This is a genomic window from Mesorhizobium sp. M3A.F.Ca.ET.080.04.2.1 (genome assembly GCF_003952525.1).
Lineage (GTDB): Bacteria > Pseudomonadota > Alphaproteobacteria > Rhizobiales > Rhizobiaceae > Mesorhizobium.
In genome coordinates, this window is sequence record NZ_CP034451.1 from 3,387,754 (window position 1) to 3,400,545 (window position 12,792).

The following is a 12,792-nucleotide window of genomic DNA, read 5'->3' on the forward strand; positions in this document are numbered from 1 at the left end:
CGCCGATGAAGCGATTCCAGGACGGCGGTCCTCCGCGTCGTCGCCTCGTACCTATGCTTGCAGGCGCCACTACCAAAGGCTGCATTGTCGAGGCGGTCGGCGGCGTTCAGCCCGAGGGCTGTTGCGAAATAGCCGCTCTCGCGATCGTGCGGGTAACCATGCCGTCAAACTAGCCGCCGTCGCTAATTGACACGGACTGTAAATCGCCCTTAACGTTTCGTTAATAAAAACAGGGCGGCGGGGGCAATGACTTCCTCAGCGATGGCGCGGATGCTGCGTTTGTGTGCAGTCGCAGGGCTGGCGATCTCGGCCCACTGGGCGGTGCCGGCTTGGGCGGCCGGCGCCATGACGACCGGTGGCCTGACGTCGCAGCCGATTGGACATTACGATTTCTGCAAGAGCCATCCGGGCGAATGCAACATCCGGCCAAACAATCTCGCACCGGCCAAGATGACCGAGGGGGTCTGGCGCAAGCTGACAAGCATCACCGCGAAGGTCAATGCCGCGGTCAGGCCGATGAGCGATCTCGATCACTACGGCAAGGACGAAGTCTGGGCCTATCCGGACGACGGCTTTGGCGATTGCGAGGACTATGTGCTGGAAAAGCGGCGCGAGCTTTCCGGCATGGGCATTTCGCTCGCCGATCTTCTGATCACCGTCGTGCGCAAGCCTGACGGCGAGGGCCATTCGGTGCTGACCGTCCGCACCGACAGGGGCGATTACGTCCTCGACAATTTGACCGACAAGGTCAAAGCCTGGGACGAGACAGGCTACCGCTTCCTCAAGCGGCAGGCGATCGACAACACCGGCCGCTGGGTTTCGATCCGCGATGGCCAGCAGGTGCTGGTCGGCTCGGTGCAGTAGGCGAGAGCCTCGAGTCTGGCGGCCGCGCCGCCCGGGACCGCTTCCATCGCATTTTGCCAGATAGCGAGCGTCGGCGCCGCCCTGCCGGGCATTTTTCCTCGGTTCACGGCCGTGCATGGGGAGAGGATGGCGGCCGCCAGATGAGGGCAAGCGCCGACGTTGCCAATTGCCGCTTACCGCCCGCGTCGACCGAGCGCCGCACGGACCGACGCAGTGATTGTCCGCAGTTCCGCCTCGTCCAGCCTCTCGATGCTCTCGGCCAGGAGGTTGGCCAGCTCGGTCGCGGCGGGCGACAGACCCGACGTATCGATCCTGACCCGGGGATGCGAGGTCTCGGCCAAACGGGCGAGGTCCTCGGCATCGTCCCAGATGATGTTGAAATAGCCGATGATCTTCTGGATCAGCGTCCAGGTCGGCGCCCCGCGGCGGCCATGCTCGAGCGCCGACAGATAGGCGGCGCTGACCCCGATGGCTTGCGCCATCGCCTTCTGGCTGACGCCGCGCTCGGCTCGCAGCGCCCGCAACTTTTCGCCGAACGGGGTCACGGGGCCATTCTCATGCGCGCGTGCGTCTCAACCGGACATAGAGCGCGCCCGAGCCGCCGTGGTTGCGGGCGGCGTGATCGTGACTCGAGACAAGATGCCGGAAAGCCGGTGTAGACAGCCAATGCGGCACCGAACGCCGCAGGATCCCGTCGCCGCCGGAGGACGAGCCCTTGCCGGTGATGACGAGGACATAGCGGATGCCGCCGGCATGCGCGCGATGCAGGAAGGTAAGCAGCAGCGAATAGGCCTCGTCCTGCGTCATGCCATGCAGGTCGACGCGGCCCTCGATCGGCAGCCGGCCCTTTTTCAACTTGTGCAGCGTCTGGTCGTCCAGCGCGTGCGCAACATGCTGCACCTTCGGCTTCGCGGCGATTGCCGGAACGCCGTTGACCGGTGGGGGCTCCGGCGTCGCGTTCGGTTTCACGAGGTCGGGAATCTCTACCGCGGCCTTGCCCTTGAGCGGCCGGGCCGTCCGAGCAACCAGGTTCCAGAGGATGCGGTCATCCTCGCTGAGCTTGTCGTCGCGGCGGGTCATCGGCGCACTCCGTTGACCAGCACGCGCGGGACCAGCGCATAGAAATCGGCGGCGTTGCGGACAACACCGGCGATTTCGCCCGCCGCATCGCCGGAGCCGGCAAAGAGATCGCCGCGCGCCGGACCGGTAATGGCCGAGCCGGTATCCTGCGCGATCATCAGGCGACGAAACGGCTTCTGGTCAAAGGCAGTGAGACTCGGCGCAACGATATGGAAAGGCGTGCCGAAGGTATGCAGCAAGCGGTCGACAGCGACCGAGCGGCCCGGCGCCAGCGGCACCTTGGCGGCGGCGATGGGACCGAGTGCTGCATCTTCGACCGGGGCTTCGCGAAAGAAGATGTAGGAGCGGTTCCGCCACAGGATCTCGTCGACGCGGTCGGGATGCGCCTTGAACCAGGCGCGGATCGACTGCATCGTCACCTTCTCGAGCGGAATCTCGCCAAGCTCGCTCAGGATCCGGCCGGGACCGGTGAAACGCTGGCCGGACTTCGAGGCATAGGTGACGCGGCAGAGCCTGCCGTCCGTCAACTTCAGCCGCGCCGCGCCCTGCACGTGGATGAAGAAGGCATCGACCTTGTCGGCGAGCCAGGCGATTTCGAGATTCCGACCGGAAAGCGCGCCGCGCTCGATCGCGCCGCGGTCGAAATATTCGATCAAGCCCGCCGGCGTTTCACGCGCGAAGGCGAGATAGGGGTCCATCCCGGCCGGCCGGTTGCCATCGTCGATGTCGATGAGATCCGCAGGGCGCGAAAGCAGCGGCACGCTGAAGCGGTCCGTCCTGACCGGCGAAGCCTCAGCCTCCGGCTCGTAGAAGCCGGTGACCAGGCCGGGGCCGCCGTCTTCCGCCGCCACCAGCATCGGAACGAAATGACGCTCGAAAAAAGACCGCGCCTCCGACGCATCCGGGACCGAAACGGCGCGCGCCTCGGCATAGGCTTCGGCAAAGGCGTCGCCAGCGACGCCGAGCGAGCCGGTGCGATAGGACTTGACGAGGACGTGGAAGGCAGAGCGCCGAAACGCCGCGTAAGCGGCGGCATGATCGTCCTCATCCCAGCCGGGCAGGTCGCTGAAGGTCGTTTGGCTGAATGCGGGAGAGAGCGACATGGCAGCCGCCGCCTAGAGCCGGATGATTTCAGGCGGATTCGACCTGAAATCGGGATCCGGCTCCAAATCATAAAACATGATGTCGTCCGAAAACCGCTTCACACTTTTCGGCATCATGCTCCAGGTCAGTCTTCTTCTTCCGTGGCGACGAGCTTCCAGTTCGGATCGCGCGAGCGGGTATCGCGGAAGAAGGTCCAGACGTCCTTGACCTCGGCCACTTTCTCCGGATCGCCGTCAATGACGGCGCCGACCTTGTCGCGGGTTGCCGAAACCAACTCGCTGACGATGCGCAGCGTGATATGGGCCTCGCTGCCCTTCATCTCCGCGGCGACGATATCGACCTTGTCGATGCCGACGAAAGAGGACTGGATCTTTTCCGATTTCGCCTCGCGCTCGCCGATCGCAGCGGCGAAGCTGTCATAGACCTCGCGCGACAGCAGGTTCTTCAGCGTCTTGCGGTCGCCGTCGGCAAAGGCCATGACAATCATCTCATAAGCCATTTTGGCGCCGTCGATGAAGGTCTTCGGATCGAAGGACGGGTCGTTGTCCTTGATCGTCCGCAAGCCCTTGTTGAGGTCGCTGTCGGGCTTGGCGAACGCATCGATCGCGGCATAGGTCTCGGCGGCGGTCTCGCCAGGCATGCGCTTGCGCGGCAGCGACACCACATTCTCCGATTTCTGCGCCGCGTCCTGGTCGCGCGTGCGGCTCGCCGAATAGGGATCGAAGGGCGGACGCTCGTTTCCGGTGCGACGGCCCAGCACGTTGCGCAGCTGGAAGAAGATCACAACTGCCGCAATCAAAAAGAAAATCGTGCCGAAGTCGAAGAAACCCATATCTTCCGCCAACTCGATCCCTGTACCGGCCGGACCGCCAGAGCTTCTAAGAAGGCGGCGGTCGCATAGCGTTCATCACCCAAAGCATATAGAACGGCGGGCGCAATCATTCAAATCAAAGGCAGCCATACCTATCTAAGGGCGCCAAGGCCAGCGGCGATTGTCGCCGAGCCTGCGAAAGAAGAAAGCGATCGGTCGACACTTGCGCGTTTCGTTCATTCCGCTGTTCCTGCTCCTGCTGCCGTTTGCTGGAGATCGCCGGCTTCGTCATTGTCGGCCGTGAAGTCGGCGCCTTGGCGACGGTTGGGCTGGTCATTTTGTCCACCATCGCCGGCAGCCTGCTGCTCCGGCTCCAGGGCTTTGGCGTGATGGCCCGGGTGCGCGCGGAGATGGACGCCGGACGCGATCCCAGCCGCCAGCTCGCGCATGGCGCGATGATCGTGCTGGCTGCGATCCTGCTCATCATTCCAGGCTTCATCACCGACATTATCGCCATCCTGCTTCTGCTCCCGCCAGTGCGCGACCTGGCCTGGCGCCTGCTCAAGAACCGCATCGTGATGGCGACCAGCTTCAGCGGCGGCTTTCGCGCCCGCAGCCGCGACAAGACCATCGATCTCGACGACAGCGACTATTCGCGTGCCGACGACTACAAGCGCGGGCCGGACCATGATTCGCCCTGGCGACGCCTCAAGGACGACTAGGCCCGGGCACCGTTGCGCCGAGTCGCGGATCGGCGCCTGAAAATCCCGTCCCGACTCTCGCTTGCCACAGGACCGCTGCGGATTTTCGGACGACATGCACAGGGCGGCGAAACTTGTCTTGTGCTGCCGACCATGGTAGCGAACCCCCGATTTCAATCCGGTCAGCAACGCTGCCCAGGCAAAAGGACCACAGGCTCATGGCCAGCAATGATGACGCCGCGGCAGGCGCCGCCAACGGCAACGGCAACCAGACGCAGCCCTCGCTCAACGTGCTTGCCCAGTATGTGAAGGACCTGTCCTTCGAAAGCCCCGGCGCACCCAACTCGCTGCGCGGCCGCGACAAGGCTCCGGGCATCGCCATCAATGTCAACGTCAACGCCAATCCGCTGTCGGACAAGCAGTTCGACGTCAACCTGACGCTGAATGCCAAGGCCTCCTTCGACCAGGAGGTGCTGTTCAACGTCGAGCTGGTCTATGGCGGCGTCTTCGCCATCGCCGGCTTCCCGCAGGAGCACATGCTGCCGATCCTGTTCATCGAATGCCCGCGGCTGCTTTTCCCCTTCGCCCGCCAGATCATCGCCGAGGCGACCCGTAATGGCGGCTTCCCGCCGCTGATGCTCGACCCGATCGATTTCGCGCAGATGTTCCAGCAGAAGCTGGCCGAGGACCAGGCGGCGGCCAAGGTTCAGGTGAGCTGAGACGGCCACCGTCGCATCTTATCGAAACGCCCGGCTTCGTGCCGGGCTTTTTGTTGCCTTCGACGTGGCGCTACGACGGCTCGGTCGTCATCCTAGGGCGCAGCAAGGAGCGAAGCGAAGCGCGCAGACCCTGGGATCATGCCGTGACGCTAAGGCGTCGCCGCGGTTACAGAATTCTGCACCGTTGCAGTCTACGGCAAAGGTCGGGGCATGGATACTCGGGTCAAGCCCGAGCATGACGACGTGAGGGTGCTTTCGGCCAATCCTCAGCATCAGGCGCTACCAGCGCCGACTGCCACCTTCAGCCACAGCGCCTTTTCGCCAAGCGCCGAGACAAGGGCGGCATGCGCGGCGCGATCGGCCTCGGTGAGGCGCGGCGGCAGCGCGATCGGCCGGGCAACGATCGAGATGTCGATGTCGGCCACCTCGCCGGCGCCGTTCACCTGCACCGCCACGGCATCGAGGATCAGCGCCGCCTGCTTGCCGCCGATGAGCTCGATATAGACTTCGGCCAGCAATTCGGAGTCCAGGAGCGCGCCGTGCTTGGTGCGGCGGGTGTTGTCGATGCCATAGCGCCGGCAGAGCGCATCGAGCGAATTCGGGCCCATCGGATGCTTGCGCCGGGCCAAGGCCAGCGTGTCGACGATGCGGCCCGGATCGATGGCCGGATGGCCGAGCCGGCTGAATTCCAGGTTGAGGAAGCCGAGGTCGAAGGTGGCGTTGTGCGCGATGAGCTTGGCCCCATCGGTGAAGGCCAGCCATTCCTCGACGATCTCCGTGAAGGTCGGCTTGCCGACGAGATCGGCCGCGCTGATGCCGTGCACGGCCTGCGCTTCGGCGTGGATCGCACGCCCTTGCGGATTGATGAACTTGTGGAAGGTGCGGCCGGTCGGAAAGCGATTGACAAGCTCGACCCCGCCGAGCTCGATGATGCGGTCTTCGCGCAAATCGAGGCCGGTGGTTTCGGTATCGAAGATGATCTCACGCATTTCGAATCGGTCCGCTCTGGATACCAGAATCACAAACCGGAACAAAATGGCAATGGGGTCTGCTGACAGGGGCCGTCAGGAAGCGTCCTTGCCGGAGTTTTCCCCCGTCAATTCGCGGATGATGGCTTCGACCGCCCGGCGCGCGGCATCGAAGCCCTGGCCGGTGTCGACGATGAAATCGGCCTGGCGGCGCTTTTCGGCGTCCGACACCTGCTTGGCGAGGATCGCGGCAAACTTCTCCTCGCCCATGCCGGGCCGTGCGAGCACACGCTCTCGCTGGATGTCGGCGGGCGCGGTGACGACCACGACCTTGTCGACGCGGTCGCGGCCGCCGGTCTCGAAGAGCAGCGGAATGTCGAGCACGGCGAGCGGCGCGCCGGCGGCGCGATGGCTGGCAAGAAACGCATCGGCATCGGCCCGCACCAGCGGATGGATGATCGCTTCCAGCTTGCTTAGCGCGGCCGGATCGCCCAACACCTTTTCGGCCAGCCTGGCGCGGTCGACGACGCCCGATCGCGTCGTGCCGGGAAAGGCCGCCTCGACCAGGGGCGCGGCCTTTCCTGCATAGAGCCGATGCACGGTCTCGTCGGAATCATGGACCGGCACGCCGGCCTCGGCGAACATCTTCGCCGTGGTCGACTTGCCCATGCCGATCGATCCGGTGAGGCCGAGCACGATCATGGCGTTGTCCGTCATCAATGGGCTTCGATGTCGGCGACGATGATGCGCCGCAATTCCGGCGTGACCTCCGGCTTTTGCCCGAACCAGAGCTCGAAACCAGGCACCGCCTGGTGCAGCAGCATGCCGAGGCCATCCACAGTTTTCAGACCGCGGGTTCTGGCCGCAGCGAGCAACGGTGTTTCCAGCGGCATATAGACGATGTCGGTGACGATGGCATGGCCGGGCAGGCCCGCCGGGTCGGCGGCAAGAGCCTCGTTGCCATGCATGCCGAGCGCCGTGGTGTTGACGAGCAGGCCGGCATCGGAAAGCAATTCCCCGACAGCGCCGGCGCCATGCGCGGAAACCCCGGCGCCGAACCGGTCGGCGAGTTCCTGAGCTCGCGCCAGCGTGCGATTGACGATGCGGATGTCGCCGATGCCGCGCTGTTTGAGCGCGTGGATCACGGCCCGGGATGCTCCGCCCGCCCCCAGCACCACGGCCGGACCATTGGCCGCCCAGCCCGGTGCGTGGTCGTCGAGATTGGCGGCAAAGCCGTGGCCGTCGGTGTTGCCGCCCCACAGAACCCCGTCCTCGAACCACAGCGTGTTGACCGCGCCGATTTGCTCGGCGGCGTGATCGCGGCGGGCGACCCCCGCGAAGGCGGCTTCCTTGTGCGGAATGGTGACGTTGCCGCCACGATAGCCACCGGCACCGATCGATTTCAGGAAGCGGGCAAAATCGGCCAGCGCGACGTCGATCGCCTGGTAGCTGCCGTCGATGCCATATTGCGCCAGCCAGTGGCCATGGATCTTCGGCGAGCGCGAATGCGCGATCGGATGACCGGTGACGAACGCCCTCCTCTCAGCCATCGATGGCTCCCAGGGCGCGCAATTCCTCCAGAACCGGCAAGAGCGGCAGGCCGACAATGGTGAAATAGTCGCCTTCGATCTTCTCGAACAGCTGGATGCCTTCGCCCTCGATCTGGTAGGCGCCGACGCTGGACAGCGCCTTGGCGCCGACGCGGGCCAGGTGCCGGCCGATGAAGGCCGGGTCGAGCTTGAGCATGGTGAGGCTGGCAATGCCGACATGGCGCCACAGGACCTCGCCATCTCGGCAGAGCACGGCGGCGCTGTTCAACTGATGCGTCTTGCCGGACAAAGCCAAAAGATGCCTGCGCGCGCCTTCCATGTCGGCCGGCTTGTGGAAGACCTCGTCACCCAACGACAGCGTCTGGTCGCAGCCCAGCACCAGAGCGCCGGGCTTGCGCTCGCTGACTTCCGTTGCCTTGGCCTCGGCGAGGATCGAAGCCACGTCCTCCGGCGAGGCGCCGCTGTCCTGCAAGGGCGCCTCGAGCGCGCGTTCGTCGACATTCGCCGGCACCGCCTCGATGTCGAGCCCGGCATTGACGAGCATCGCCTTGCGGAAAGGACTGCCCGAAGCGAGGATGATTTTCTCGGCCATGGTTTTGTGGTTGCCTAAGGTTTGAACTGGGCAGGAGACGAGTGCGGCGAGCAATTTCTTGGATCGCTGCACTCCTCGGCCACGGTTACGAGCGACGCGGCGGTGGTCGTCAGCCGCGCATCGCCGGCCCCAGTTATCTGTTCTTTCCGCGCAGGGCAACGATGGCCGCCGCCGTTTCCTCGATGGAGCGGCGGCTGACGTCGATCATCGGCCAGCCATGCCTGGTGCAGAGCTGGCGCGCATAGGCGAGCTCCTCGTTGATCGAGACGCGATCGATATAGTCGGTCGAGACATAAGGGGCGGTGTTGCCGAGGATGCGGTTCTGCCGCACATGCGAGATGCGCTCGGCAGTGGCGACCAGGCCGACGATCAGCGGCGTCTTCGCGGCGATCAGACTTTCCGGCAGCGGCACGCCCAACACGATCGGGATGTTGGCGGTCTTGATGCCGCGGTTTGCCAGATAGATGCTGGTCGGCGTCTTCGAGGTGCGCGAGATGCCGATCAGCACGATATCGGCGTCGTCCATATTGGCCGGCAGCTGACCGTCATCATGCTCCATGGTGAAGTTCAGCGCATCGATGCGGCGGAAATATTCGGCGTCAAGCACATGCTGGGCACCGACGCGCCGGCCGGCCGGCGTGCCGAGATAGGATTGGAAGACACTGAGCACCGGCTCGAGCACCGAAACGCAGGGCAGGCCCATGGCGGCGCAGCGCTCGTCTATGCTGCGCGCGAGCTTCTGGTCGACGACGGTGTAGAGAATGATGCCGGGCTCCTGCTCGATATCCTCGAACACCTTGGCGATCTGCTTTTCGGTGCGGATCAGCGGATAGATGTGCTCGATGGCCCGCGCGTCCTTGTACTGGGCGGACGCCGCGCGGCCGGCCGCCAGCAGCGTCTCGCCGGTGGCGTCGGAAATCAGATGCAGGTGAAAGAAGCTCTGGGGTTTGTTCACAAGGGCGGTTCCGGGCTGTGGGCAGATGTGGACAAGGCTGGACGAAAAATCGGGGCCGGCGAAGGCGACTGTATCAGATGCCAGCTTGTCCACAATTCGCCCCGCTGTAGGCTTTGCCGCGGCGCTGGGGACAAAACTGGGGATCAACTTTCCTTGGCCGGTACCATCCACAGTGCCAAATTCGAGGCGGCAAGGCCAAGCCGCTGACTCCACAGCCTGAATCCGGTTCTTCCCCAGATCCCTCCAATTTGCGAACAAGGGCGCGCGACAATATGCTGACTGGCGTTTTCGGGCGGCAGGCGGGACAGGTCGCAACCACCACAACCAACAGACTCTTAGAATCAGAAGACTCTTTTAAAATAGATATTTGATTGTAAGAGACCCAAGGATCGACGCCTGATGGCTGGGAAACGGATCATGCTGGACGTCCTCAAGGGCCAGACGGTCTCACCGCCGCCGCTCTGGATGATGCGCCAGGCAGGTCGCTACCTGCCGGAATATCGCAAAACCCGGAAGCGGGCCGGATCCTTCCTCGATCTCTGCTACGATCCCGAGCTTGCCGTCGAAGTGACGCTGCAGCCGATCGAACGCTTCGGCTTCGATGCCTCGATCCTGTTCTCCGACATCCTTGTCGTGCCCAATGCGCTGGGCCGGGAAGTCCGGTTCGAAGAAGGCCGCGGGCCGATCCTGAAGCCGATCGCGGCGGCCGAGATACCGGCGCTCGATGGCGAAACGTTTCACGTGAATCTCGAGCCGGTCTACGAAACGGTGCGTCGCCTGCGCGCGAAACTGCCGGATGAAACGACTCTGATCGGTTTCTGCGGCGCACCCTGGACGGTGGCCACCTATATGATTGCCGGCCACGGCACGCCGGATCAGGCGCCGGCACGGCTTTTTGCCTATCGCGAACCGGAGGCTTTCGCGCGGCTTCTGAAGCTACTGGCCGACCATTCGGCCGCCTATCTCATCCGCCAGATCGAGGCCGGCGCCGATGTCGTGCAGATTTTCGATTCCTGGTCGGGCGTTCTCGACGACGCCTCGTTCGAGGCGTTCTGCGTCGAGCCCGTGGCCGAGATCGTGCGGCAGGTGAAGGCTGCGCATCCCGATGTCCCGGTGATCGGTTTCCCGAAAGGCGCCGGCGAGCGCTATCGCGACTATCGCAAGAAGACGGGAATCACCGGTCTTGGCCTCGACTGGACCGTGCCGCTTTCGATGGCCAAGGAGTTGCAGAGCGAAGGCGCGGTGCAGGGCAATCTTGATCCGCTGCGGCTGGTCGCCGGCGGCAAGGCGCTGGCTGACGGCGTGGCCGCCATTCTTCGGACGCTCGGCGATGGCCCGCTGATCTTCAATCTCGGCCATGGCATCACGCCCGAAACACCGGTGGCGCATGTCGAGGCGATGGTGAAAATGGTGAGGAGCCGCGGATGACCGGTATAGCCAGCGAGAACAGCACCGGCCAGGCGATGAAACGCATGGTGATCGGCATCCTCGTGCTTGTCCTGCTGACCGGGCTGCTGTTCCTTGTGGCGCCGGACAGCTTCTATCTTTGGGCAAAGGCGATCCATGTCATCGCCGTCATCTCGTGGATGGCCGGCATGCTCTACCTGCCGCGGCTCTTCGTCTACCATGCCGATGCCCAGAGGGGCTCGGCGCAGTCCGAGACCTTCAAGGTGATGGAGCGCAGGCTGCTGCGGGCCATCATCAATCCGGCGATGACCGTGACCTGGGTGTTCGGCCTCTGGCTCGCCTGGAAAGGTTTCGCTTTCCAGGGCGGCTGGCTGCACGCCAAGATCGCCGCGGTGCTGCTGCTTTCAGGGCTTCACGGCTATTTCGCCGGCGCGGTGCGAAAATTCGCCGAGGACCGCAACGAAAAGAGCGCCAAGCACTGGCGGGTCGTCAATGAAATCCCCACATTGTTGATGATCGTCATCGTCATCCTGGTCATCGTGAAGCCGTTCTGAGATTCCCAAGAACGGGCCGGATGGCCCAGCAAAAGGCGGCTTGCTCTTTCAGGCGACCGACGATAAAAGACGGGTCTTCCTTCCCGTCATGCGCCGCCCCCTTTTCGCTTTCGGCCGCGCCCGGCATTTGTCGCATACCAGCCGATTTTTCTCCCCAAAGCCTACCCAGAGTCTATCTAATGCAAGAAATGAAACTCGCCGAGTTCAAGAACAAGAAGCCGCCAGAGCTGATCGCTTATGCCGAATCGCTCGAGGTCGAGAACGCCAGCGTCATGCGCAAGCAGGAGCTGATGTTCGCAATCCTGAAGAAGCTCGCTGCCCAGGACATAGAAATCATCGGCGACGGCGTGGTCGAGGTGCTGCAGGACGGTTTCGGTTTCCTGCGCTCGGCCAACGCAAACTACCTGCCCGGTCCCGACGACATCTATATCTCGCCGTCGCAGATCCGGCGCTTTTCGCTCAAGACCGGCGATACGGTCGAAGGACCGATCCGCAGCCCGAAAGAGGGCGAGCGCTATTTCGCCCTGCTCAAGGTCAACACGATCAATTTCGACGATCCGGAGAAGATCCGGCACAAGATCCATTTCGACAATCTGACGCCGCTCTATCCGACCAAGCGGCTGAAGATGGAGATCGACAATCCGACCTCCAAGGACATCTCGCCGCGCGTCATCGACCTGGTCGCACCGATCGGCAAGGGACAGCGCGCGCTGATCAACGCGCAGCCGCGTACCGGCAAGACGGTTCTCATGCAGAACATCGCGCACTCGATCACCGCCAACCATCCGGAATGCTATCTGATCGTGCTTCTGATCGACGAGCGCCCGGAGGAAGTGACCGACATGCAGCGCTCGGTGAAGGGCGAGGTGATCTCCTCGACCTTCGACGAGCCGGCCGCCCGCCACGTGCAGGTCGCCGAGATGGTGATCGAAAAAGCCAAGCGCCTGGTCGAGCATGGCCGCGACGTCGTCATCCTGCTCGATTCGATCACGCGCCTCGGCCGCGCCTACAACACCGTCGTGCCGTCATCCGGCAAGGTGCTGACCGGCGGTGTCGACGCCAACGCGCTGCAGCGCCCGAAGCGCTTCTTCGGCGCCGCCCGCAACATCGAGGAAGGCGGTTCGCTCACCATCATCGCCACGGCGCTGATCGATACCGGCAGCCGCATGGATGAAGTGATCTTCGAAGAGTTCAAGGGCACCGGCAACTGCGAAATCCAGCTCGACCGCAAGGTCGCCGACAAGCGCATCTACCCAGCGATGGACATCCTCAAGTCCGGCACCCGCAAGGAAGACCTGCTGGTGCCGCGCGCGGATCTGCAGAAGATCTTCGTGCTGCGCCGCATCCTGGCGCCGATGGGAACGACCGACGCGATCGAGTTCCTCATCGACAAGCTCAAGCAGACCAAGACCAACGCCGATTTCTTCGATTCGATGAACACGTGATCGGGTGGGGCGCTGCCCCTCCTCTTCGTCATCCTAGGGCTT

At 63.8% G+C, this 12,792-nt stretch carries 14 protein-coding genes and 1 pseudogene; 6 read left to right on the plus strand and 9 right to left on the minus strand.

Features of this window, described 5'->3' with window-relative positions:
• Window positions 1-246: 246 nt before the first annotated feature.
• Window positions 247-864: a transglutaminase-like cysteine peptidase gene (locus tag EJ074_RS16185; protein ID WP_095805317.1), complete on the plus strand. Its 618-nt coding sequence runs from the start codon at window positions 247-249 to the stop codon at window positions 862-864.
• Between the two features lie 173 nt (window positions 865-1,037).
• On the opposite strand, the gene EJ074_RS16190 is transcribed toward EJ074_RS16185, so the two are convergent.
• The 4 genes from EJ074_RS16190 to EJ074_RS16205 all read right to left on the minus strand — a co-directional run bounded on the left by EJ074_RS16190 (window position 1,038) and on the right by EJ074_RS16205 (window position 3,880).
• On the minus strand, window positions 1,038-1,409 hold the full coding sequence (locus EJ074_RS16190; RefSeq protein ID WP_095805318.1) for a helix-turn-helix transcriptional regulator: 372 nt from the start codon (window positions 1,407-1,409) through the stop codon (window positions 1,038-1,040).
• A 10-nt stretch (window positions 1,410-1,419) separates the two neighbouring features.
• The gene (locus tag EJ074_RS16195; protein WP_095805319.1) at window positions 1,420-1,944 is read right to left on the minus strand and encodes a Smr/MutS family protein; all 525 of its coding nucleotides are present in this window, start codon (window positions 1,942-1,944) and stop codon (window positions 1,420-1,422) included.
• Window positions 1,941-3,047 (minus strand): murein transglycosylase A, encoded by a 1,107-nt coding sequence (locus EJ074_RS16200; protein WP_095805320.1) that lies wholly within the window; start codon window positions 3,045-3,047, stop codon window positions 1,941-1,943. Before EJ074_RS16200 ends, EJ074_RS16195 begins: the two co-directional genes overlap by 4 nt.
• 125 nt (window positions 3,048-3,172) lie before the next feature.
• Window positions 3,173-3,880, minus strand: a complete 708-nt coding sequence (locus tag EJ074_RS16205; RefSeq protein ID WP_095805321.1) for a Tim44/TimA family putative adaptor protein — start codon at window positions 3,878-3,880, stop codon at window positions 3,173-3,175.
• Window positions 3,881-4,082: 202 nt separating this feature from the next.
• Between EJ074_RS16205 and EJ074_RS16210 the strand changes: the two are divergent.
• Together EJ074_RS16210 and secB are read left to right on the plus strand one after the other, a co-directional pair.
• A pseudogene (locus tag EJ074_RS16210) lies at window positions 4,083-4,581 on the plus strand (FxsA family protein).
• Between the two features lie 197 nt (window positions 4,582-4,778).
• Window positions 4,779-5,279: a protein-export chaperone SecB gene (gene secB, locus EJ074_RS16215; RefSeq protein ID WP_095805323.1), complete on the plus strand. Its 501-nt coding sequence runs from the start codon at window positions 4,779-4,781 to the stop codon at window positions 5,277-5,279.
• Between the two features lie 272 nt (window positions 5,280-5,551).
• Here the strand turns inward: secB and dnaQ are convergent, their stop codons facing one another.
• The 5 genes from dnaQ to EJ074_RS16240 all read right to left on the minus strand — a co-directional run bounded on the left by dnaQ (window position 5,552) and on the right by EJ074_RS16240 (window position 9,344).
• Entirely contained in the window at window positions 5,552-6,268 is a 717-nt protein-coding gene (gene dnaQ / locus EJ074_RS16220) for a DNA polymerase III subunit epsilon (protein ID WP_095805324.1), read from the minus strand.
• Window positions 6,269-6,343: 75 nt separating this feature from the next.
• Entirely contained in the window at window positions 6,344-6,949 is a 606-nt protein-coding gene (coaE, locus tag EJ074_RS16225) for a dephospho-CoA kinase (RefSeq protein ID WP_095805455.1), read from the minus strand.
• A gap of 14 nt (window positions 6,950-6,963) precedes the next feature.
• Entirely contained in the window at window positions 6,964-7,797 is an 834-nt protein-coding gene (locus EJ074_RS16230; RefSeq protein ID WP_095805325.1) for a shikimate dehydrogenase, read from the minus strand.
• Window positions 7,790-8,389: a Maf-like protein gene (locus EJ074_RS16235; RefSeq protein WP_095805326.1), complete on the minus strand. Its 600-nt coding sequence runs from the start codon at window positions 8,387-8,389 to the stop codon at window positions 7,790-7,792. Before EJ074_RS16235 ends, EJ074_RS16230 begins: the two co-directional genes overlap by 8 nt.
• Window positions 8,390-8,522: 133 nt before the next feature.
• On the minus strand, window positions 8,523-9,344 hold the full coding sequence (locus tag EJ074_RS16240) for a pyruvate, water dikinase regulatory protein (RefSeq protein WP_095805327.1): 822 nt from the start codon (window positions 9,342-9,344) through the stop codon (window positions 8,523-8,525).
• Between the two features lie 399 nt (window positions 9,345-9,743).
• Between EJ074_RS16240 and hemE the strand changes: the two genes are divergently transcribed.
• The 3 genes from hemE to rho all read left to right on the plus strand — a co-directional run bounded on the left by hemE (window position 9,744) and on the right by rho (window position 12,750).
• Complete coding sequence (gene hemE, locus EJ074_RS16245; RefSeq protein WP_095805328.1) at window positions 9,744-10,772, plus strand: uroporphyrinogen decarboxylase; 1,029 nt, start codon at window positions 9,744-9,746, stop codon at window positions 10,770-10,772.
• Window positions 10,769-11,305: a protoporphyrinogen oxidase HemJ gene (gene hemJ, locus EJ074_RS16250; protein WP_129553579.1), complete on the plus strand. Its 537-nt coding sequence runs from the start codon at window positions 10,769-10,771 to the stop codon at window positions 11,303-11,305. Before hemE ends, hemJ begins: the two co-directional genes overlap by 4 nt.
• 179 nt (window positions 11,306-11,484) lie before the next feature.
• Window positions 11,485-12,750 (plus strand): transcription termination factor Rho, encoded by a 1,266-nt coding sequence (rho, locus tag EJ074_RS16255; RefSeq protein ID WP_095805330.1) that lies wholly within the window; start codon window positions 11,485-11,487, stop codon window positions 12,748-12,750.
• Window positions 12,751-12,792: the final 42 nt, after the last annotated feature.

Excerpts from the sequence above, each read along its gene's own strand:
- secB (WP_095805323.1), top strand. The coding sequence starts at position 4,779 with ATGGCCAGCAATGATGACGCCGCGGCAGGCGCCGCCAACGGCAACGGC.
- EJ074_RS16195 (WP_095805319.1), bottom strand. The coding sequence starts at position 1,944 with ATGACCCGCCGCGACGACAAGCTCAGCGAGGATGACCGCATCCTCTGG.
- EJ074_RS16235 (WP_095805326.1), bottom strand. The coding sequence starts at position 8,389 with ATGGCCGAGAAAATCATCCTCGCTTCGGGCAGTCCTTTCCGCAAGGCG.
- EJ074_RS16230 (WP_095805325.1), bottom strand. The coding sequence starts at position 7,797 with ATGGCTGAGAGGAGGGCGTTCGTCACCGGTCATCCGATCGCGCATTCG.
- dnaQ (WP_095805324.1), bottom strand. The coding sequence starts at position 6,268 with ATGCGTGAGATCATCTTCGATACCGAAACCACCGGCCTCGATTTGCGC.
- EJ074_RS16200 (WP_095805320.1), bottom strand. The coding sequence starts at position 3,047 with ATGTCGCTCTCTCCCGCATTCAGCCAAACGACCTTCAGCGACCTGCCC.
- rho (WP_095805330.1), top strand. The coding sequence starts at position 11,485 with ATGCAAGAAATGAAACTCGCCGAGTTCAAGAACAAGAAGCCGCCAGAG.
- hemE (WP_095805328.1), top strand. The coding sequence starts at position 9,744 with ATGGCTGGGAAACGGATCATGCTGGACGTCCTCAAGGGCCAGACGGTC.
- coaE (WP_095805455.1), bottom strand. The coding sequence starts at position 6,949 with ATGATCGTGCTCGGCCTCACCGGATCGATCGGCATGGGCAAGTCGACC.
- EJ074_RS16185 (WP_095805317.1), top strand. The coding sequence starts at position 247 with ATGACTTCCTCAGCGATGGCGCGGATGCTGCGTTTGTGTGCAGTCGCA.
- hemJ (WP_129553579.1), top strand. The coding sequence starts at position 10,769 with ATGACCGGTATAGCCAGCGAGAACAGCACCGGCCAGGCGATGAAACGC.
- EJ074_RS16205 (WP_095805321.1), bottom strand. The coding sequence starts at position 3,880 with ATGGGTTTCTTCGACTTCGGCACGATTTTCTTTTTGATTGCGGCAGTT.